General features: G+C 72.2%; 16 protein-coding genes and 1 tRNA gene. 10 read left to right on the top strand and 7 right to left on the bottom strand.

Annotated elements, in window-relative coordinates; genetic code table 11:
• Entirely contained in the window at window positions 1-1,662 is a 1,662-nt protein-coding gene (hutU, locus tag H7827_RS19225) for a urocanate hydratase (protein WP_432746695.1), read from the bottom strand.
• A gap of 109 nt (window positions 1,663-1,771) precedes the next feature.
• On the opposite strand from hutU, the gene H7827_RS19220 reads away from it, so the two are divergent.
• Window positions 1,772-3,118 carry a diaminopimelate decarboxylase gene (locus tag H7827_RS19220; RefSeq protein WP_432746694.1) on the top strand — a complete coding sequence of 449 codons (1,347 nt, stop codon included), beginning with the start codon at window positions 1,772-1,774 and terminating at the stop codon, window positions 3,116-3,118.
• Between the two features lie 57 nt (window positions 3,119-3,175).
• Here the strand turns inward: H7827_RS19220 and H7827_RS19215 are convergent, their stop codons facing one another.
• The gene (locus H7827_RS19215; RefSeq protein WP_386536637.1) at window positions 3,176-4,036 is read right to left on the bottom strand and encodes a MurR/RpiR family transcriptional regulator; all 861 of its coding nucleotides are present in this window, start codon (window positions 4,034-4,036) and stop codon (window positions 3,176-3,178) included.
• A gap of 100 nt (window positions 4,037-4,136) precedes the next feature.
• On the opposite strand from H7827_RS19215, the gene H7827_RS19210 reads away from it, so the two are divergent.
• Window positions 4,137-4,598 carry a hypothetical protein gene (locus H7827_RS19210; RefSeq protein ID WP_432746693.1) on the top strand — a complete coding sequence of 154 codons (462 nt, stop codon included), beginning with the start codon at window positions 4,137-4,139 and terminating at the stop codon, window positions 4,596-4,598.
• A 305-nt stretch (window positions 4,599-4,903) separates the two neighbouring features.
• Here H7827_RS19210 and H7827_RS19205 read toward each other — a convergent pair whose 3' ends face one another.
• Window positions 4,904-6,301, bottom strand: a complete 1,398-nt coding sequence (locus tag H7827_RS19205) for a cystathionine beta-synthase (RefSeq protein ID WP_200366747.1) — start codon at window positions 6,299-6,301, stop codon at window positions 4,904-4,906.
• A 190-nt stretch (window positions 6,302-6,491) separates the two neighbouring features.
• Between H7827_RS19205 and H7827_RS19200 the strand changes: the two genes are divergently transcribed.
• The 6 genes from H7827_RS19200 to H7827_RS19175 all read left to right on the top strand — a co-directional run bounded on the left by H7827_RS19200 (window position 6,492) and on the right by H7827_RS19175 (window position 11,512).
• A complete protein-coding gene (locus H7827_RS19200; RefSeq protein ID WP_432746692.1) occupies window positions 6,492-7,610 on the top strand; it encodes an SGNH/GDSL hydrolase family protein in 1,119 nt (372 codons plus the stop codon).
• Between the two features lie 140 nt (window positions 7,611-7,750).
• Entirely contained in the window at window positions 7,751-8,971 is a 1,221-nt protein-coding gene (locus H7827_RS19195; RefSeq protein WP_386536644.1) for an acetyl-CoA C-acetyltransferase, read from the top strand.
• A gap of 252 nt (window positions 8,972-9,223) precedes the next feature.
• Window positions 9,224-10,123 (top strand): hypothetical protein, encoded by a 900-nt coding sequence (locus tag H7827_RS19190; RefSeq protein WP_432746691.1) that lies wholly within the window; start codon window positions 9,224-9,226, stop codon window positions 10,121-10,123.
• 71 nt (window positions 10,124-10,194) lie between these two features.
• Complete coding sequence (locus tag H7827_RS19185; protein ID WP_432746690.1) at window positions 10,195-10,503, top strand: nuclear transport factor 2 family protein; 309 nt, start codon at window positions 10,195-10,197, stop codon at window positions 10,501-10,503.
• Between the two features lie 126 nt (window positions 10,504-10,629).
• Window positions 10,630-11,103 carry a carboxymuconolactone decarboxylase family protein gene (locus H7827_RS19180; RefSeq protein WP_386536653.1) on the top strand — a complete coding sequence of 158 codons (474 nt, stop codon included), beginning with the start codon at window positions 10,630-10,632 and terminating at the stop codon, window positions 11,101-11,103.
• A 103-nt stretch (window positions 11,104-11,206) separates the two neighbouring features.
• Window positions 11,207-11,512 carry a hypothetical protein gene (locus H7827_RS19175; protein ID WP_364247328.1) on the top strand — a complete coding sequence of 102 codons (306 nt, stop codon included), beginning with the start codon at window positions 11,207-11,209 and terminating at the stop codon, window positions 11,510-11,512.
• Between the two features lie 77 nt (window positions 11,513-11,589).
• Here H7827_RS19175 and H7827_RS19170 read toward each other — a convergent pair whose 3' ends face one another.
• From H7827_RS19170 to H7827_RS19160, 3 genes are all read right to left on the bottom strand, one after another.
• The gene (locus H7827_RS19170) at window positions 11,590-12,453 is read right to left on the bottom strand and encodes a Bax inhibitor-1/YccA family protein (protein ID WP_386536656.1); all 864 of its coding nucleotides are present in this window, start codon (window positions 12,451-12,453) and stop codon (window positions 11,590-11,592) included.
• Window positions 12,454-12,578: 125 nt separating this feature from the next.
• On the bottom strand, window positions 12,579-13,205 hold the full coding sequence (locus H7827_RS19165) for a TetR/AcrR family transcriptional regulator (protein ID WP_386536659.1): 627 nt from the start codon (window positions 13,203-13,205) through the stop codon (window positions 12,579-12,581).
• A 648-nt stretch (window positions 13,206-13,853) separates the two neighbouring features.
• Window positions 13,854-13,935, bottom strand: a tRNA-Leu gene (locus H7827_RS19160).
• A 458-nt stretch (window positions 13,936-14,393) separates the two neighbouring features.
• On the opposite strand from H7827_RS19160, the gene H7827_RS19155 reads away from it, so the two are divergent.
• Together H7827_RS19155 and H7827_RS19150 are read left to right on the top strand one after the other, a co-directional pair.
• Window positions 14,394-15,173, top strand: a complete 780-nt coding sequence (locus H7827_RS19155) for an ABC transporter ATP-binding protein (protein ID WP_200366735.1) — start codon at window positions 14,394-14,396, stop codon at window positions 15,171-15,173.
• Window positions 15,174-15,246: 73 nt separating this feature from the next.
• The gene (locus H7827_RS19150) at window positions 15,247-17,781 is read left to right on the top strand and encodes an ABC transporter permease (RefSeq protein WP_432746689.1); all 2,535 of its coding nucleotides are present in this window, start codon (window positions 15,247-15,249) and stop codon (window positions 17,779-17,781) included.
• Here the strand turns inward: H7827_RS19150 and H7827_RS19145 are convergent.
• A complete protein-coding gene (locus tag H7827_RS19145) occupies window positions 17,768-19,078 on the bottom strand; it encodes a class I SAM-dependent methyltransferase (RefSeq protein WP_432746688.1) in 1,311 nt (436 codons plus the stop codon). The genes H7827_RS19150 and H7827_RS19145 overlap by 14 nt on opposite strands.
• Window positions 19,079-19,157: the final 79 nt, after the last annotated feature.

The raw sequence follows: 19,157 nt of genomic DNA, 5'->3' as shown, positions 1-19,157 counted from the left end.
TCACGCCTCCCCCTCACACATGGGGACGCGGACGCCCCGCTCGGCGGCGACGGTCTCGGCGCTGTCGTAGCCGGCGTCGACGTGCCGGATGACGCCCATGCCCGGGTCGTTGGTCAGCACCCGCTGGATCTTCTCGCCGGCCAGCCGGGTGCCGTCCGCGACGGTGACCTGCCCGGCGTGCAGGGAACGGCCCATGCCGACGCCGCCGCCGTGGTGCAGGGAGACCCAGGAGGCGCCGGAGGCGACGTTGACCATGGCGTTGAGCAGCGGCCAGTCGGCGATGGCGTCGGAGCCGTCCCGCATGGCCTCGGTCTCGCGGTAGGGGGAGGCGACGGAGCCGCAGTCCAGGTGGTCGCGGCCGATGACGACCGGGGCGGCGAGTTCACCGGAGGCGACCATGTCGTTGAAGCGTTCGCCCGCCCGGTCGCGTTCGCCGTAGCCGAGCCAGCAGATCCGCGCGGGCAGGCCCTGGAAGCGGACGCGTTTGCCGGCCAGCTTGATCCAGCGGGCCAGCGACTCGTTCTCGGGGAAGAGGTCCAGGACGGCCCGGTCGGTGGCGGCGATGTCGCGCGGGTCCCCGCTCAGGGCCGCCCAGCGGAAGGGCCCCTTGCCCTCGCAGAACAGCGGCCGGATGTAGGCGGGGACGAAGCCGGGGAAGGCGAACGCCCGTTCGTACCCGGCCAGCTGCGCCTCGCCCCGGATCGAGTTCCCGTAGTCGAAGACCTCCGCGCCCGCGTCCTGGAAGCCGACCATCGCGGCGACGTGGCGGGCCATCGACTCCCGGGCCCGCCGGGTGAAGCCGGCCGGGTCGCGACGCGCCTCGTCCGCCATGTCCTCGAAGGCGGTGTCCACCGGCAGATAGGCCAGCGGGTCGTGGGCGCTGGTCTGGTCGGTGACGATGTCGATGGGGGCGCCCAGCTCCAGCAGCCGGGGTACGGCCTGCGCCGCGTTGCCCAGCACTCCGATGGACAGCGGGCGGCGCGCGTCGCGGGCCTCCTCCGCGCGCCGCACCGCGTCCTCCAGGGAGTCGGCGCGGACGTCCAGGTAGCCGTGTTCGATGCGCCGGGCGATGGCGCGCGGGTCGCAGTCCACGCAGATGACGACGCCGTCGTTCATGGTGACGGCCAGCGGCTGGGCGCCGCCCATGCCGCCCAGGCCTGCGGTGAGGGTGATGGTGCCGGCCAGGGTGCCGCCGAACCGCTTGGCGGCGACGGCGGCGAAGGTCTCGTAGGTGCCCTGGAGGATGCCCTGGGTGCCGATGTAGATCCAGGAGCCCGCGGTCATCTGCCCGTACATGGTCAGGCCCAGTTGCTCCAGGCGGCGGAACTCCTCCCAGTTGGCCCAGTCGCCCACCAGGTTGGAGTTGGCCAGCAGCACCCGGGGCGCCCACTCGTGGGTGGTGAGCACGCCCACCGGGCGGCCGGACTGGACCAGCAGCGTCTCGTCGCCGCGCAGCGTGCGCAGGGTGCGGGTGAGGGCGTCGAAGGAGGCCCAGTCGCGGGCGGCCTTGCCGGTGCCGCCGTAGACGACCAGTTCGTCGGGGTGCTCGGCGACCTCGGGGTCGAGGTTGTTGTGCAGCATGCGCAGAGCGGCTTCCTGCTGCCACCCCCGGGCACTCAGCTCGCTGCCGCGCGGCGCGCGCACGGGTCGCGGTCCTGACATCGCCCCTGCCTCCCTGCTGAGGATAGATATTCAGACACCTATGGCGCTGAATAGTTTCAGTCAACAACCCTTCTGCCCATCGCGGCCCCGATCATGCTTATGTGGTCGTATGTCTGCTGTCCCTGCCGTTCCGCCTGCCAACCGCACAGAACGCCGGGATCTGGCCGTCGCCGCGGCCGTGACCCACGAGCTCCTCGACGACCACAGCCCGCTCATCGGCCTCCTCGACCTCCAGGACATGCGGGACACCGTCTCCGCCCTCCATGCTGCCTTCGATGAGGTGACGGCGCCCGGTCAACACGTCCTGCACACCTTCGCCGTCAAGGCCGCGTCACTCGCCCCCGTACTGCGCCGGCTGGGCGGCCTGGGCATGGGAGCCGAGGTCGCCGGCCCCGGCGAGCTGGCCCTGGCCACCGCCGCCGGATTCCCCCCGGACCGCGTCGTACTGGACTCCCCCGCCAAGACCCGCGCCGAACTGCGCGAAGCCCTCGCCCAGGGCATCGCCGTCAACGCCGACAACCCGCAGGAACTCGACCGGATCGCCGAGCTGATCGACGCGGGCCCCGGCACCACCGGCGGCCACGGCCCGATCGGGCTGCGCGTCAACCCCCAGCTGGGCGGCGGCAGCATCGACGCCATGAGCACCGCCACCGCCACCTCCAAGTTCGGCGTCGCGCTCCGCGACGAGGGAGCCCGCGCCCGGGTGCTGCGCGCCTTCGCCGAACACCCCTGGCTCACCCGGCTGCACTGCCACGTCGGCTCCCAGGGCATCCCCCTGGAACGGATGGCCGCCGGAGTGCGCGCCACCCACGAACTGGCCGAGGAGATCAACACCGCCCTCGGCCGCCGGCAGGTCGACACCCTCGACATCGGCGGCGGCCTCCCCGTCAACTTCGACAGCGAGGAGACCGACCCCACCTTCGCCGCGTACGCCGCCCTGCTGCGCCGCGAGGTGCCGGGGCTCTTCGACGGGCGGTACGGCCTGGTCACCGAGTTCGGCCGGTCCCTGCTCGCCAAATCCGGGCTGATCCTCACCCGGGTGGAGTACACCAAGAACGCCGGCGGACGCCCCATCGCCGTCACCCACGCCGGCGCCCAGGTCGCCACCCGCACCGTGTTCGCGCCGGACGCCTGGCCGATCCGGGTGGCCGCGTACGACGCCAAGGGCCGCCCCAAGACCGGTGTCCCGCTGCGCCAGGACGTGGCCGGCCCGTGCTGCTTCGCGGGCGACCTGGTGGCCCGCGACCGCGCCCTGCCCCCGCTGGCCCCCGGCGACCTGACCGCGCTGCTGGACACCGGCGCCTACTACTTCTCCACCCCGTTCGCCTACAACTCGCTCCCCCGCCCGGCCGTCTACGGCTACGCGTACGAGCCGGACGGGACCCTCGCCTTCACCATGCTGCGCCGCGCCCAGACCCTGGCGGAGGTGGTCGCCGAATCCGGCGGAGACCTGTGACAGGACGATCCGTGACAGGGCCGTGCGGGACCGTACCCGCCCGGCGCCCCGGCCCGTTCACTCCAGGAACAGCGCCCGCTCCGCCGCCCTCGCGTCGAAGGACTCCAGCCGGGCCGGCGCGTCCGGCAGCGCGTCGCACATCGCCTCCAGCAGCACCCGGCCCAGCAGCATCGGCGCGCACACCGTGTCGAACGCCAGCGTGGTGCTCACCGGGGCCGGCAGCAGCAGATCGTCCGGGTGCACCACCGGGGCGAAGGCGCTGTCGGCCACCGTCACCACCCGCAGCCCGGCCGCCCGCGCCAGCTCCAGCGCCCGCGCCGTCTCGCGCGGGTGGCGGGGCAGCGCGAAACACAGCAGCGCGCCCGCCCCGGCCGCCACCGCCGCGTCGATCCGGTCGGCCAGCATCGAACCGCCCTCGTCCAGCAGCCGCACCTCCGGGTGCACCTTCGCGGCGAAGTACGCGAAGCCGCGCGCCTGGGCCGCCGCCGCCCGCAGCCCCAGCACCGGCAGCGGCCGGGAGGCGGCCAGCAGCCGGCCCGCCTCCGCCACCGGACCCGGATCGGCCAGCGACGCCGCCAGCTGCCGCAGATTCTCGATCTCGGACGCCACCGCCCGCTGATAGACATTCGCCCCGGGCCCCTCGGCTCCCCCGGGCTCCCCGCCGTCCTCCGCCACCGGCGCGCGCAGAGCCCGCCGCAGCGCCGGGTAGCCGTCGAAGCCCAGCGCCACCGCGAACCGCGTCACCGACGGCTGGCTCACCCCCGCCAGCCGCGCCAGCTCCACGCTGGACAGATACGCCGCTTCCTGCGGCTGCCGCACCATGCAGTGCGCGATCCGCCGCTGGGCCGGGGTCAGCCGGTGCCCCTCGAACAGGGTCCGCAGCCGCGCGCCCGCCCGCGCGCTCGCCGTCTCACTCATCTGCATAAGTCTATGCAGCGGCCCGTCCCGGCGGCGCGATCGCGGCGAAGTGGGGTTAACCCCAGTGCCCACGCGCCCCCGCGCGCGTACGGTGGCGCCCATGAGCGACCCCGAGCCGGCGCATGACCTCGACGCGGCCGTACAAACGCGCCCCCAGACTTCGTCCGGGGGCGCCCCCGGGGAACCTGGCTCGACCTACGAGTCCGCGCTGATCGAGTCCTTCCTGGAAAAAGTGGAGCAGCGCATCGACGCCACCGTGGACATGGGGGCACCCCCGGACGAAGTCTGGGGGAGGGTCCGCCGCCAGGTCGCCGAACAGCAGATGGTGGTGGCCAGGGGCGGGCAGCCCGAGGGGATACAGCGCTCAGGATCCGTCCTGGAGGGCCCGGCCGGGGCGTTCGCCCTCGCCGTGGTCTCCCTGGTCCTGGCCGTCCCGCTGTCGGCGATCGCCGCCGCCAACCTGGGCCTGGCCGGGCTCGTGGTCTGCTGGGGCGGCATCGTGGGCATCAACGCCTGCTATACCGTCGGCGGTTCCCTCCGCCGGTCCGACCACGGCGACTAACCCGGTCCCGCGAAGCGGCGGAGCCGGGTCAGGAGCTGCGCCGGAGGAAGAAGTGGGCGGGGACCGCCGCACCCCGGTGAGAACACCAGGGGCGGGACGACGGCGGTCCCCGCGAGGACACGGGCCGGGTCGGGGCCGCGCGTCCGGGCGACCAGGGAGGTCCGGGAGCCGCTCCGGAGGTCCTTGGTGCCGACATCCACAACAGTGCCGGACCGGTGTTAACGACGCGTTGCCCGGCCGTGACACTTCGGGATCGATTGCCCGTACCGGTGTCGCCACCCGTGTCCCGGGAGCCGGTCCGCGCGTTACTTCTCGGACCGCCCGCCGGCTGCCAGGAACGCCAGCAGGTCCTGCCGGCTGACCACCCCGGTGGGCTTGCCCTCCACCAGGACGACCGCCGCGTCCGCCGACTCCAGCACCGCCATCAGATCGGCCACCGGCTCCCCGGAGCCGACGTGCGGCAGCGGCGCGCACAGATGCTTCTCCAGCGGGTCCTCCAGCGCGGCGCGCCCCGTGAACAGCGCGTCCAGCAGCTCCCGCTCCACCACCGAGCCGACGATCTCCGCCGCCATCACATCGGGGTGCCCGGCGCCCGGCTTGACCACCGGCATCTGCGAGACCCCGTACTCGCGCAGCACGTCGATCGCCTCGCCGACCGTCTCCTCGGGGTGCATGTGCACCAGCGAGGGCAGCGCCCCGCCCTCCTTGCGGCGCAGCACGTCGGAGACCCGGGTCTGCGGCTCGCCGCCCTCCAGGAAGCCGTAGTCGGCCATCCACTCGTCGTTGAAGATCTTGCTGAGGTAGCCGCGCCCGCTGTCCGGCAGCAGCACCACGACCACGTCGTCCGGGCCGAGCCCGCGCGCCGTCTCCAGCGCGGCGACGACCGCCATCCCGCAGGAGCCGCCGACCAGCAGCCCCTCCTCGCGGGCCAGGCGCCGGGTCATCCGGAAGGAGTCCTTGTCGGAGACCGCCACGATCCCGTCGGCCACCGTGCGGTCGTACGCGGTCGGCCAGAAGTCCTCGCCGACGCCCTCCACCAGGTACGGGCGCCCCGAGCCGCCCGAGTACACCGAGCCCTCCGGGTCGGCGCCGATCACCTTCACCCGGCCGTCGCTGACGTCCTTCAGGTAGCGGCCGGTGCCGCTGATGGTGCCGCCGGTGCCGACCCCCGCCACGAAGTGGGTGATCCGGCCCGCGGTCTGCTCCCACAGCTCGGGCCCGGTGCTCTCGTAGTGCGAGCGCGGGTTGTTCGGGTTGGAGTACTGGTCGGGCTTCCAGGCGCCGGGCGTCTCGCGCACCAGGCGGTCGGAGACGTTGTAGTACGAGTCGGGGTGCTCGGGGTCGACGGCGGTCGGGCAGACGACGACCTCGGCCCCGTACGCGCGCAGCACGTTGATCTTGTCGGTGGAGACCTTGTCGGGGCACACGAAGACGCAGCGGTAGCCCTTGCGCTGGGCGACGATGGCCAGGCCCACCCCGGTGTTGCCGGAGGTGGGCTCGACGATCACGCCGCCGGGGAGCAGTTCGCCCGACTCCTCGGCCGCCTCGATCATCCGCAGGGCGATCCGGTCCTTGACCGAGCCGCCAGGGTTGAAGTACTCGACCTTGGCCAGGACCGTGGCCTGGATCCCCTCCGTCACGCTGGTGAGCTTGAGCAGCGGGGTGTTGCCGACAAGGTCGATCATCGACTCGTGATACTGCACTGTGGTCTCCGCACATCCCGGGGCGGGTTCGTCCACCCACTGAGTGCACCCTATTGCCCCGCGCGTGGACGTGGACGCGCGTTGCGCGGCCCAGCACCCTGGGCAGACACACAGAGCAGAGACGGCAGCGGGGAACCGCAGGAAGCGGAAGCCGGCGGACGGCGGACGAGACGGGAGGCGCAGCGGCCCCATGTCCAGCAGAGAGCGCGTGGCGCGGCGGATCGCGACGGCGGCGGCGTACGGCGGTGGTGGCATCAGCCTGCTGGGCGGTGCCGCGGTCGGTCTGGTGTTGACGGAGGTACAGCTGGCGCGGCGGCAACTGCTGCGCAATGGCCGGGAGGAGCCCCCGCCGCTGGCGGACGGCGTATACGGGGCGGAGTACGCGTCGGGGCCCACCGCGGGGCCGCGGGCGGCGGTGCCGTGGCGGCTGGCGATGCTGGGCGACTCGACGGCGGCCGGGATGGGGGTGCACCGGCCCACCCAGACGCCGGGCGCGCTGCTGGCCTCGGGTCTCGCGGCGGTCTCCGAGCGGCCGGTGGAACTGCACAACGTGGCGCTGTCCGGTGCCAAGTCGGACGATCTGGAGCGGCAGGTGTCGATGCTGCTCACCGAGCCGGGGCGGGCCCCGGCCCCGGATGTGTGCGTGCTGATGATCGGCGCCAACGACATCACCGGGCGGATGTCCCCGGCCGAGTCGGTGAAGCATCTGTCCCAGGCGGTGGCGCGGCTGCGGACGGCGGGCTGCCAGGTGATCGTGGGCACCTGCCCCGATCTGGGCTCGGTGGAGCCGGTGGCGCAGCCGCTGCGCTGGATCGCGCGCCGGGTGTGCCGGCAGCTGGCGGCGGCGCAGACGATCGCGGTGGTGGAGCTGGGCGGGCGCACGGTGTCGCTGGGGGATCTGCTGGGCCCGGAGTTCGCGGCGCATCCCGGGGAGCTGTTCGGCCCGGACCGCTACCACCCCTCGGCGGCCGGGTACGCCACGGCGGCGATGGCGGTGCTGCCGACGCTGTGCGCCTCGCTCGGGGTGTGGCCGGAGGAGGAGCGGGTGGAGCCGCGGCGCCGGGAGGGCTATCTGCCGGTGGAGCGTGCGGCGGCCAGGGCGGCGGCGGAGAGCGGTACGGAGGTGAGCGCGGCCGGGGAGGAGAGCGCGGCGCGGCGTACGCCGTGGGCGTTGCTGAAGCGGCGGCGGCGCCGGCAGCTGCCGCGGCCCGAGGAGTCGGAGACCTCGGAGCGGCCGGAGATCCCGGAGGACCCGGAACCCGCGGAGCGCTCGGAGCGACCGGGGCCGTCGGAACGGCTGTCTCCCTGAGGCTTGTCCGACGGATCCCGCCCGGCCCGCGCTGTCCATCGGACAAGTCCTGGGTCTGGACGCGGCCGGGTTACCTGCCGGTAGCTTATGAGGGCGCGTTCACCGCATCCGCACGATGCACAGCACTCCGGAGGAACTCCATGCCAGAAGCAGTGATCGTCTCCGCCGCCCGCACCCCGATCGGGCGGGCCGTCAAGGGCTCGCTGAAAGATGTCCGCCCCGATGATCTGACCGCCGGAATCGTGCGTGCCGCGCTCGCCAAGGTGCCCGAGCTGGACCCCGCCGACATCGACGACCTGCTGCTGGGCTGCGGCATGCCCGGCGGCGAGCAGGGCCACAACCTGGCCCGCGTGGTCGCCGTACAGCTGGGCCACGACACCCTGCCGGGCGCCACCGTCACCCGCTACTGCTCCTCCTCGCTCCAGACCACGCGCATGGCGCTGCACGCCATCAAGGCCGGCGAGGGCGACGTCTTCATCTCGGCCGGGGTGGAGACCGTCTCGCGCTTCGCGCACGGCAGCAGCGACGGCCAGCCCGGCACCCGCAACCCGCTGTTCGACCCGGCCCGGGCCCGTTCGGCGGAGCGCGCCGAGCAGGGCGGCGTGGGCTGGCACGACCCGCGCGAGGACGGCGCGCTGCCCGACATCTACATCGCCATGGGCCAGACCGCCGAGAACCTCGCCCGCCACAAGGGCGTCACGCGCCAGGAGATGGACGAGTTCGGGGTCCGCTCGCAGAACCTCGCCGAGAAGGCGATCGCGGACGGTTTCTGGCAGCGCGAGATCACCCCGGTCACGCTCCCGGACGGCACGGTGGTCAGCAAGGACGACGGCCCGCGCCCCGGGGTCACGCTGGAGGGGGTGCAGGGCCTGAAGCCGGTCTTCCGCCCCGACGGTCTGGTCACGGCCGGCAACTGCTGTCCGCTGAACGACGGCGCCGCCGCGCTGGTGATCATGTCCGACACCAAGGCGCGGGAGCTGGGGCTGACCCCGCTGGCGCGGATCGTGTCCACCGGCCTGTCCGCGCTCTCCCCCGAGATCATGGGGTACGGGCCGGTCGAGGCGTCCCGGCGGGCGCTGGAGCGGGCCGGGCTGACCATCGGGGACATCGACCTGGTGGAGATCAACGAGGCGTTCGCCGCGCAGGTCATCCCCTCCTACCGGGATCTGGGCATCGACATCGACCGGCTGAACGTCAACGGCGGCGCCATCGCCGTGGGTCACCCGTTCGGGATGACCGGCGCCCGTATCACCACCACCCTCGTCAACTCGCTCCAGTGGCACGACAAGCAGTTCGGCCTGGAGACGATGTGCGTGGGCGGCGGTCAGGGCATGGCCATGGTGCTGGAGCGACTCAGCTGAGGTGATAAAAGAGAGGTTCCGCTTCCGCGATCCGCGAGTGATCACGCCAGGGTCGCGGGGGCGATACCGAAGTGTGCCCGGGATGTGATGCACGCCGCCATCCCGGGCGAATGCGCAGGTCAGCGGGGCGGGCGGGGTGGGCGTCGGGACTGAGGTCCTGTCCATTTCGTGACGTTTCACCCTGCCCGGCGTGGCCGCGTCCCGGAAACCTGAGATAGGAAGTCAGGGACCGAGAGCACTGGGAGACAGTCCGTGAGCGCCATATCCGTCATCCTGCTGGTGACCGCAGGCACCTCCGTGGCTTTGAGCGCGGCTGCCCTGCACACCGTCCGCGGCCTGCGTACCGAGGTCTCGGGCCTGCGCCGCGCGCAGCTCCCGGCCGCCCGCAGGCCCGTACCGGCCGAGGAGATCCGCGCCGCCGTCGCCGAGGCACTGGCCGACGAGCGCGAGCGGGAGCTGGCGGAGGCCCGCGCCTTCTGGGCCGAGCAGGACGCACGGGAGAGCGAGGGGCCGGGCGCGCTGCTCGCGGGGCGCGGCCTGGAGTACGAGGTGGCCGAGGCGGACGAGGATCTGCTGGACGCCCTGCTGGAGCGGTACCTGCTCAGCGACTCCGGGCAGGAGGCCGGCGACGGAACGGTGTTCGTCCCCCGGCAGCAGGACCTGTGCAGCGCGGCCGAGCAGCACCAGCAGTCGGCCGCCGAGCGCGAGCGTGAGCGTGACCGCAACCGCGAGGCCGCCGGGGAGGACGGCGAGTCCGCCGAGCTGGCCGCCGCCCGCCGCCGGCACCCCTCGCACCCCGGCTACAGCCTGTCCGGGGACCCCGTGGAGGCCACCGGCCCGCGCCCCGGGATCGAGGAGCAGCAGCGCCGCACCACCGACCAGCTGAGCCAGCTGGCCGAGGCCCGCACCCCGCTGGCGGACGTCCGCCCCGGGCCACTGGGCACCCTGGACGTGTACCTCTTCGAGGACGGCACCACCCTGTGCCTGTCCCCCAGCCAGCAGGAGACCGCCGAGCGGCTGGCCGCGGCGGTACGGGACGGCGAGGCCCCCGTCCTGATGGGCGGCTCGGGCATCTCCGGCGCGTACGCCCTGACCTTCGCCTGCGGACAGGACAGCGTCTACCTGCTGGCCGACCGCATCGTCTCCACCTGAGCTCTCCCGCTCCCCACCTGACCGGTCCGCGCCGGGCTGCGGCGCCCCCGTTCCCGGTGTTCAGTGGGGGCATGCTGACCGACCCTGCCGTACGCGCCCTCGTGGCGGCGGTGAACGCGGGCGACCGCGAAGCCTTCCACGGCGTCCTGACCCCGGACGCCACCATGTCCGACGACGGCTCGGACCGCGATCTCCAGCAGTGGACCGACCAGGAGATCTTCGGTGCCGGCGGACACATGGACATCGAGTCGGAGTCCGAGGACGGCCGCTCACTGATCGTCCGCTTCCGCAACGACACCTGGGGCGAGATGCGGACCGCCTGGCGGTTCGAGGTGGCGGAGAACGGACGGATCTCCCGTTTCGAGACGGGCCAGGCCTGAGGGCCGGTGCACACGAACCGGCCTGTGTGACGCGGGACACATCCGTCACGGTCACACTCCCGCCGCCCGCGGTGTCACCCAGGTGCAAGCACCCACCGAAAGCGGAACGGACCACAGGAGCTCACCATGGACGCCCGTCTCAACCTCTTCGCCAACCAGGTCTCCGCCAAGGCCCTGCGGCACATCAACGCGGCCGGCCAGGTCATCACCGGCTCGTCCCTCCCTGCGGCGACCCAGGAGCTGGTGAAGCTCCGCGCCAGCCAGATCAACGGCTGCGGCTTCTGCACCGACATGCACAGCAAGGACGCCGCGGCGGCCGGGGAGAGCGCCGTACGGCTCCACCTGGTCGCCGCCTGGCGGGAGGCCACGGTCTTCACGGAGGCCGAGCGCGCCGCCCTGGAGCTGACGGAGCAGGGCACCCGGATCGCGGACGCGGCCGGTGGTGTCACGGACGAGGCGTGGGCGGCCGCCGCCAAGCACTACGACGAGGACCAGCTCGCCGCCCTGGTGTCGCTCATCGCCATCATCAACACCTACAACCGGCTCAACGTCCTCGTCCGCCAGCCGGCCGGCGACTACACCCCCGGCCAGTTCGGCTGACCGATACGGCCGGGTCGGTACAGTCGGGCCCGTGAACAACGCGGACACCGACACCGACGCCAGCGCCGGGACCGACACCGGCTCCGGCGCCTACCGCCAGGAGCTGACCGCCCTGGAGGAGGCCGTGGAGCAGGCCGCCGGACGGCTGCGGGGGCTGGCCGAGAGCCGGCTGCGACAGGGAGCGGCGGCCGACGGCCTCGCGCGGGCACGCGAGCTGTCCCGCCGCGCCCAGCTGATCGAACGCCCCGGGGCCGAGCCGCGCGTCATGCCCGACCACGGGGTGTTCGCGGTCGGCGACCAGCTCGCCGTCGCCGGGCACGACCTGGTGCGGGCCCTGCGCGAGCACCCCGACCCGGACGCGGTGGCCGCCGCCCGGGACGTGCTACGCCGGGAGACGGCGCGCCCCTGAGCGAAACGACGGAGGGCCCCACGGGAGATGTCCCGTGGGGCCCTCAAGCCGTACGACCGCTGCCGTCCGGCTGTGGCTCAGTCACCCTGGAGGATGGCGATCAGCCGCAGGAACTCCAGGTAGATCCAGACCAGGGTCATGGTCAGACCGAAGGCGGCCAGCCAGGACTCCTTCTCGGGGGCACCGTAGGCGATGCCGTCCTCGACCATCTTGAAGTCCAGCGCCAGGAAGCAGGCGCCCAGGATGATGCCGATGACACCGAACAGGATGCCGAAGCCACCGGAGCGCAGCCCCAGACCGTCACCGCCGCCGATGAGGGCGACGATCAGGTTCACGGCCATCAGCAGCGTGAAGCCGATGGCTGCCGCCATCACGAACTTGGTGAAGCGGGCGTTCACCTTGATGATGCGCTGCTTGTACATGAACAGCACACCGGCGAAGACCGCCATCGTGCCGAGCACGGCCTGCATCGCGGCGCCGGGCGCCCACTGGTTGATGTAGTTGCTGATGACACCGAGGAACAGGCCCTCGGCCACCGCGTACGAAAGGATCAGCGCGGGCGAGGCCTCACGCTTGAAGGACTGCCACAGGCCGAGACCCATGCCGACGAGGGCGAAGAGGATGCCCACGCCGAGGGGAAGGTCCATGATCCAGGCGAAGGCCGCCGCGACGACGACCGAGCCGAGGGTCAGGGCGGTACGCGAGACGACCGAGTCGATCGTCATCACACCCGGACGGGTGCCGGGCGCGCCCGGCGCCATCACACTGCCGTCGGGGCCTACCTGGGGCTGCGCATAGGGATTCCCTGGCTGCGCGTAGGGGTTGCTCGGGCTGCCCGCGTACGGAGTCCCGGTCTGCGGCTGCGGTCCGGCGTTGAAGCCGGCGTAGCCGCCGTCCCGACTGAACCCCCGACGCGTGAAGACCGGGTTGCTGCTCCTCATCTCACTCCTCCATGGCCGCACGGCACGGCCTTGCGTATCAGAGTAATGCGTTCGCAAAGACCGCACGCTAGTGCACCCGTGATAACGCTGAAAAGAGGTGAGAAGGTTCCCTCCCTCGCAGGTCGTTACCGACGTGTCAAGGCGGCCACCTCGGGAATGGCGGCGAAAGCGGAGCGCATCCGCTCATACAGCGCGTCCCGGCCGGGGCCCGTGTCGCCGGCCCGGTGGGCGGCGGACCACTCCCTGAGCGCGTGCCGCCACGCGGAGAGCATCAGTTCGAAGAGAAGCCGCTGCGGCAACGCCGCCCGCTGTCCCTCTTCCGTGGTCCTCTCGAGCACCTGATCGGTCACCTGGGCGCAGTGCTCCAGGCTCTGCGCGACCAGAGCGGGGGTCCGGTCGCACAGCGCCCGGCTGACCACGAAGCGCTGCTCCCAGCCCTCGGCCATCCCCGCGACGGCGCCGAAGAGCATCTCCTGGAACTCGCCGAGGGTGGGAGCCCCGCCGCCCGCCCGCCGGTCGATCTCGGAGAGATACGCCGCCCACAACTCCCGCTCCGGGGCGAGGGCCACGTCCTCCTTCGAGCTGAAGTTGCGGAAGAAGGTGCGCTGGGACACATCCACCGCGTCCACCAGCTCGTCGAGCGTCGCCTCGGCGAACCCCTTCTCGCTGAACAACCGCAGCGCCTCGTCCACCAGGGCGCGCCGGGTCCTGAGCTTTTTGCGTTCGCGGAGGGTCAGTCCGGTGTCGGTCACGCCGAGAGTCTACGCACGGAGAGCCCTTTTTATGCCGCTGAACGGCACTTGCCGCCTGCTGGCACAAGACGGGTGGGTGCGCGGTGGTAGCGCCCCCGGTCATTCCAGGTCAGACGGCACGCGGGACGGCGACCACCGCACGGCCGGCAGGATGGCCTTCCCCCCGGCAGCGCGGGGTCGGCGATGGCATGGCGGATGGGCTGGATCAGCGACTCCAGCCGGCCCTGTACGAGTGCGTCGAAGTACGGCCGCCCGGTGAGGTCCGTGACCCGGGGCCCGCAGCGCCGTGCGCAGGCCGCCGTCAGGGTCCGAGTGACGGTGCGGTGGCCGGATTCGACCTTGGTGATGGCGCTGTACGAGATGGGGCACGCTGGGCGAGTCCCCTCGCCGCGTCGTACCGGTGGTCGCCGCTGCCGGAGCTCTCGGAGCTCTCGGACATGATGAACTCTCCCATCCGAACGGGACATTCAGACGGTACCTCCGGCGTAACGGGAGGGAACGGCGATGAGTCCTTCCACAGCGGGCAGCGGCGCCCGGGACGGGAATTGTTCACCGTCCGCGAGTCGGCCTCGGACCGGTGTCCGAATCTACGGCGCCAAGGCGCCGGAATGTGGCCGTCCCCGCAGGTCAGAGGCTTGGGTGGTGGTGTGCCCGGAGCCGGACTTGAACCGGCACGACCCGAAGGTCAGCGAGTTTTAAGCTCACCGTGTCTGCATTCCACCATCCGGGCACAGAATCCCCAAGCCGTACCAAGCGCGTGTGCGCAACAGGGCGTGTCCGAGCTTATCGGGGTCACGAGCTGCTAACACCGGTGCCTGGCACCGTTGTTGTCTGATTTTATGAGCCCCTGATGGGTCATCAGCTCTGGACCGGCCCCTCACCGGCCCCTCCGCGCACCCTCCACCCCCAAGGAATGACGCAAATCAACCCTCGGGAGCACCAGGGGTGACGTCATCCCCAGGGATGACGGACGAGCTCGGTCCGTACCCCTCAAGAAGGCCCCACAACCACCAGCGGGACGGATCCCAGGGGGGCGCGCGGCCGGAAGGATAGGGCGTGGGATTTCGTGGGCACGCCGTCCGCGCCCGTTCGACGCCCATCGCCGCACCGGATCACCGGCTCATCGGCACGGGGGTTCACCGAACCGCCGACCCGCCGGCCCACCGCACCGTTCGACAGGAGACCACCGTGTCCACCATCGCCACCGAGACCCCGACCACGCCGACCGGCTCCGCGGCGGCCCGGGCCACGGACCTCACCAAGATCTACGGAGAGGGCGAGACCAAGGTGGTCGCCCTCGATCACGTGTCGGTGGAGTTCCGGGCGGCCGAGTTCACCGCGATCATGGGCCCCTCCGGCTCGGGCAAGTCGACCCTGATGCACTGCATGGCCGGGCTCGACTCCATCTCCGCCGGGTCCGCCCGCATCGGGGACACCGAGCTGACCGGGCTCAAGGACAAGAAGCTCACCCAGCTGCGCCGGGACCGGATCGGCTTCATCTTCCAGGCGTTCAACCTCCTGCCGACCCTGAACGCCCTGGAGAACATCCGCCTCCCCATGGACATCGCGGGCCGCAAGCCCGACCAGGAGTGGCTGGACCGCGTCATCGAGACGGTCGGCCTGTCCGGGCGGCTCAAGCACCGCCCCGCGCAGCTCTCCGGCGGCCAGCAGCAGCGCGTCGCCGTGGCCCGCGCCCTGGCCAGCAAGCCGGACATCATCTTCGGTGACGAGCCCACCGGAAACCTCGACTCGCGGGCCGGCGCCGAGGTGCTGGGCTTCCTGCGCAACTCCGTGCGCGAGCTGGGCCAGACCGTGGTGATCGTGACCCACGACCCGGTCGCCGCCGCGTACGCGGACCGGGTGGTCTTCCTCGCCGACGGCCGCATCGTGCACGACATGGCCGACCCGACCGCCGAGCGGGTGCTGGAGCACATGAAGCAGTACGACGCCCGGGGCCGTACCAGCTGATCCGCCCGGCGCGCACCGCTTCGGCCCGCCCACCCCTCCGCAGACTTCACCCACCACCTCCCGGGACCGCTCCATGCTCCGTACCGCCCTGCGCAATGTGCTCGCGCACAAAGCCAGGCTGCTGATGACCACCCTCGCCGTCCTGCTCGGCGTGGCGTTCGTCTCCGGCACCCTGGTGTTCACCTCGACCATCTCCATCGCGTACCAGAAGAGCGCCGAAGAGGGCCTGACCCACGTCGATGTGGCCGTACGGCCCGACAACGACGCGGACGCCTCCGGTCCGGGCGCCGCCGCCTACCTCGGCCAGGACCTGCTGACCGAGGTCACCGCGCTCCCGGGCACCGGCAACGCCATAGGCGAGGCCTCCGGGTTCGCCGCGCTCGCCGACAAGGACGGCAAGCTCGTCGGCAGCGGCTTCGACGCCCGGGGCTCCAACTACTACCCGGACGCGGAGGGCGAGGACGCGCGGTACCCGATGGCCTCCGGCCGTGCCCCCGAGGCCGCCGGTGAGGTCGCCCTCGACGCCAGGACCGCCGAGCGCACCGGCTACGAGGTCGGCGACACCGTCCGTCTCTCGGTGAACGGCCCGGTGCGTGAGGAGACCGTCACCGGTGTCTTCACCACCGACGACGGCAACGTGGCGGCCGGCGGCACCCTGGTGCTGTTCGACAACGACACCGCGCAGAGCCTCTACACCGCCCCCGGCGCGTACAGCCAGATCACGGTCGAGGCCGCCGAGGGCACCTCCCAGCAGCAGCTCAAGGACGAGGTCACCGCGCTGCTGCCGGCCGATGCCGAGGCCATCACCGGCCAGCAGCTGGCGGACGACCAGGCCGAGGTGATCAAGAGCCAGATGAGCGTCATGCAGACCGCGCTGCTGATCTTCGCGGGCATCTCGCTGTTCGTCGGCATCTTCATCATCGCCAACACCTTCACCATGCTGGTCGCCCAGCGCACCAAGGAACTGGCCCTGCTGCGCGCGGTCGGCGCCAGCCGCCGCCAGGTCACCCGTTCCGTCCTCATCGAGGCGCTCGTCGTCGGCGTGGTCGCCGCGGTCTCCGGACTGCTGGCCGGCATCGGCATCGCCGCCGGGCTGCGCGGGCTGATGAACGCCTTCGAGCTGACGATCCCCGACGGGCCACTGATCGTCACCGGCTCCACCGTGATCGCCTCCATCGTGGTCGGCGTCGGCGTCACCATGCTGGCCGCCTACCTCCCGGCCCGCCGGGCCGCGAAGATCCCGCCGGTCGCCGCCATGAGCAGCGTGCACGCCACCGCCACCAAGCGCGGCCTGCTGGTACGGAACACCATCGGTTCGATCCTGGCCGCCGGCGGTGGTGCCCTGGTGCTGGCCGGCATCAACCAGAACGACAAGGGCGCCACCATGGGCCTGGGCGCGGCCGTGCTGGTGATCGGCGTGTTCGTGCTGACCCCGCTGCTGTCCCGCCCGGTGATCGCCGCCGCCTCCCCGCTGCTGCGGCTGGGCGGGGTCTCCGGCAAACTGGCGCGGCTGAACGCGGTGCGCAACCCGCGCCGTACCGCCGCCACCGCCTCCGCCCTGATGATCGGGCTGACGCTGATCACCGGCATGACGGTCATCGCCGGCAGCACCCAGAAGGCCATCGACAAGCTGGCCGCCGAGGCGATCACCGCCGACTACGTGGTGTCCACCGCCAACTTCACCCCCCTGGCTCCCGAGATCGCGGACACACTCGCCGAGCGCCCCGACACCACCGCCGTCTCGCCCCTTCGCATGGCGCCCGCCTACCTGGACGGCGGCGCCAAGGACGAGTACCTGATCGGCGTCAACGGCGACTCCATCGCGCAGCTGTTCGACCTGCCCTTCGCCTCCGGCTCCTTCGACGGGCTGAGCGGCGACAACGCGGTGATCGACACCGACATGGCGGACAAGCACGGGTGGCAGGTGGGTGACAGCTTCGGCGTCACCTACGAGGACGGCGCCACCGGCGAGCTGACCGTCACGGGCGTCTACGAGGCGAACGAGATGATCAGCGGCGTCCTGCTCGACAACGCCACCATCACCCCGCACATGCAGCGCGTGCAGGACTTCCAGGTGATGCTCAGCACCACCGCCGGTGTCTCCGACGCCACGAAGTCCGCGCTGGAGGAGGCGCTCGGCAGCAACCCGGCCATCCTCGTCCAGGACAGGCAGGACATCTCCGAGGACATCGCCTTCGCGTTCACGCTGCTGCTGAACATCCTGTACGGGCTGCTCGCCATGGCCGTCATCGTCGCCATCCTCGGCGTCATCAACACGCTGGCCATGTCCGTCTTCGAACGCCAGCAGGAGATCGGCATGCTGCGCGCCATCGGCCTGGACCGGCGCGGCACCAAGCGGATGGTCCGCCTGGAGTCGGTGGTCATCGCCCTGTTCGGCGGGGTGCTCGGAGTCGGCCTGGGCGTCTTCTTCGGCTGGGCCGTCGGCGAGATGATCGCCACCAGCATGGACACCTACGAACTGGTGCTGCCCTGGGGCCGGATGGGCCTCTTCCTCGCCCTGGCCGCCCTGGTCGGCGTCCTGGCCGCCCTGTGGCCGGCCAGGCGCGCCGCCAAGCTCAACATGCTCCAGGCGATCAAGACGGAGTGATCCAGTCGCGGGTGCGCAGCGGCAGGCCGGACACCCCGTCGGGGGTCATCCGCACCGCGAGGATCTGGTTCACACCGATGCGCGCCCGCTCGAACGCCAGGGCCGAGGCGGCCATGTACAGGCGCCACACCCGGGCCCGGCCCGGGGAGGTCAGCCGGGTCGCCTCGGCCCAGCGGCTCTCCAGATTGCGCACCCACTCGCGCAGCGTGAGGGCGTAGTGCTCGCGCAGCGCCTCCACGTCGCGGACCTCGAAACCGGCCTCCTCCAGCAGGGACACGGTGCGCCCGACCGGCGCCAGCTCCCCGTCGGGGAAGACGTAGGCGTCGATGAAGGCGTCCACCCGGTACGCCTTCTCGCCCCGCTCCCCACCGGGAGCGGGGCGTCGTGCGATCTGATGGTTCAGCAGCCGGCCGCCGGGGCGCAGCAGATCGTGCAGCCGGGCGGCGTACTCGCGGTAGCGGTCGGAGCCGACGTGCTCGGCCATGCCGACCGAGGAGATCGCGTCGTACGGGCCGTCCCCCGTCTCGCGGTAGTCCTGGACCCGGATCTCCACCCGCTCCTCCAGGCCCTCCTCGGCGATCCGGTGGCGGGCGTGGGCCGCCTGCTCGCCGGAGAGCGTGATGCCGGTGGCGCGCACCCCGTAGTGCCGGGCGGCGTGCAGCACCAGCGCCCCCCAGCCGCAGCCGACGTCCAGCAGGCGCTGACCCTCGCGCAGATCGAGCTTGCGGCAGATCAGATCCAGCTTGGCGCTCTGGGCCTCCTCCAGCGAGGGGGTCTTGTCGTCCCACACGGCACACGAATAGACCATGGACGGGCCCAGGACCAGGCGGTAGAAGTCGTTGCCCACGTCGTAGTGGTGCGAGATGGCGCGCCGGTCGCGGCGCAGCGAGTGCAGCGGGCCGCCGCGCCGGTGCCGCACCTCCTCGCGGGGCGGGGCCGGCGGCAGCCCGGGGCCGGCCAGCGCGGCGAACTCGCGCGCCGCGGCGATCCGGCGCCGCCCGCCGGGCGCGGCGAGACCGGCGTCCGCCCGCTCCCAGATGAGGGGGGCGAGGGTGTCGAGCACCGCGTAGAGGTCGCCCTCCACGTCGATGTCCCCGGCCACCCAGGCGCGGGCCAGGCCGATCTCGCCCGGCTTGTACAGCAGCCGGCGCAGCGCGCGCCGGTGCCGGACGACGATGACGGGCCCGCCCGCGTCCGGCGGCCCCGCCTCGCTGCCGTCCCAGGCCCGGATCCGTACCGGCACAGTGGTGCCGAGCATCTGCTCGGCGAGAGCGACTAGTCGAGGGGCAACGGCCATGCGGACACACCTCCGTCACGGGGATCGGGACAATCCCGCCCACCATGGCAGGAACCCCCCGCACCGCCTCGCGATTCCG

The sequence above is a fragment of the Streptomyces sp. JH002 genome, assembly GCF_050916115.1.
Lineage (GTDB): Bacteria > Actinomycetota > Actinomycetes > Streptomycetales > Streptomycetaceae > Streptomyces > Streptomyces xiamenensis.
This window is presented reverse-complemented; position numbering and strand designations above follow the sequence as displayed.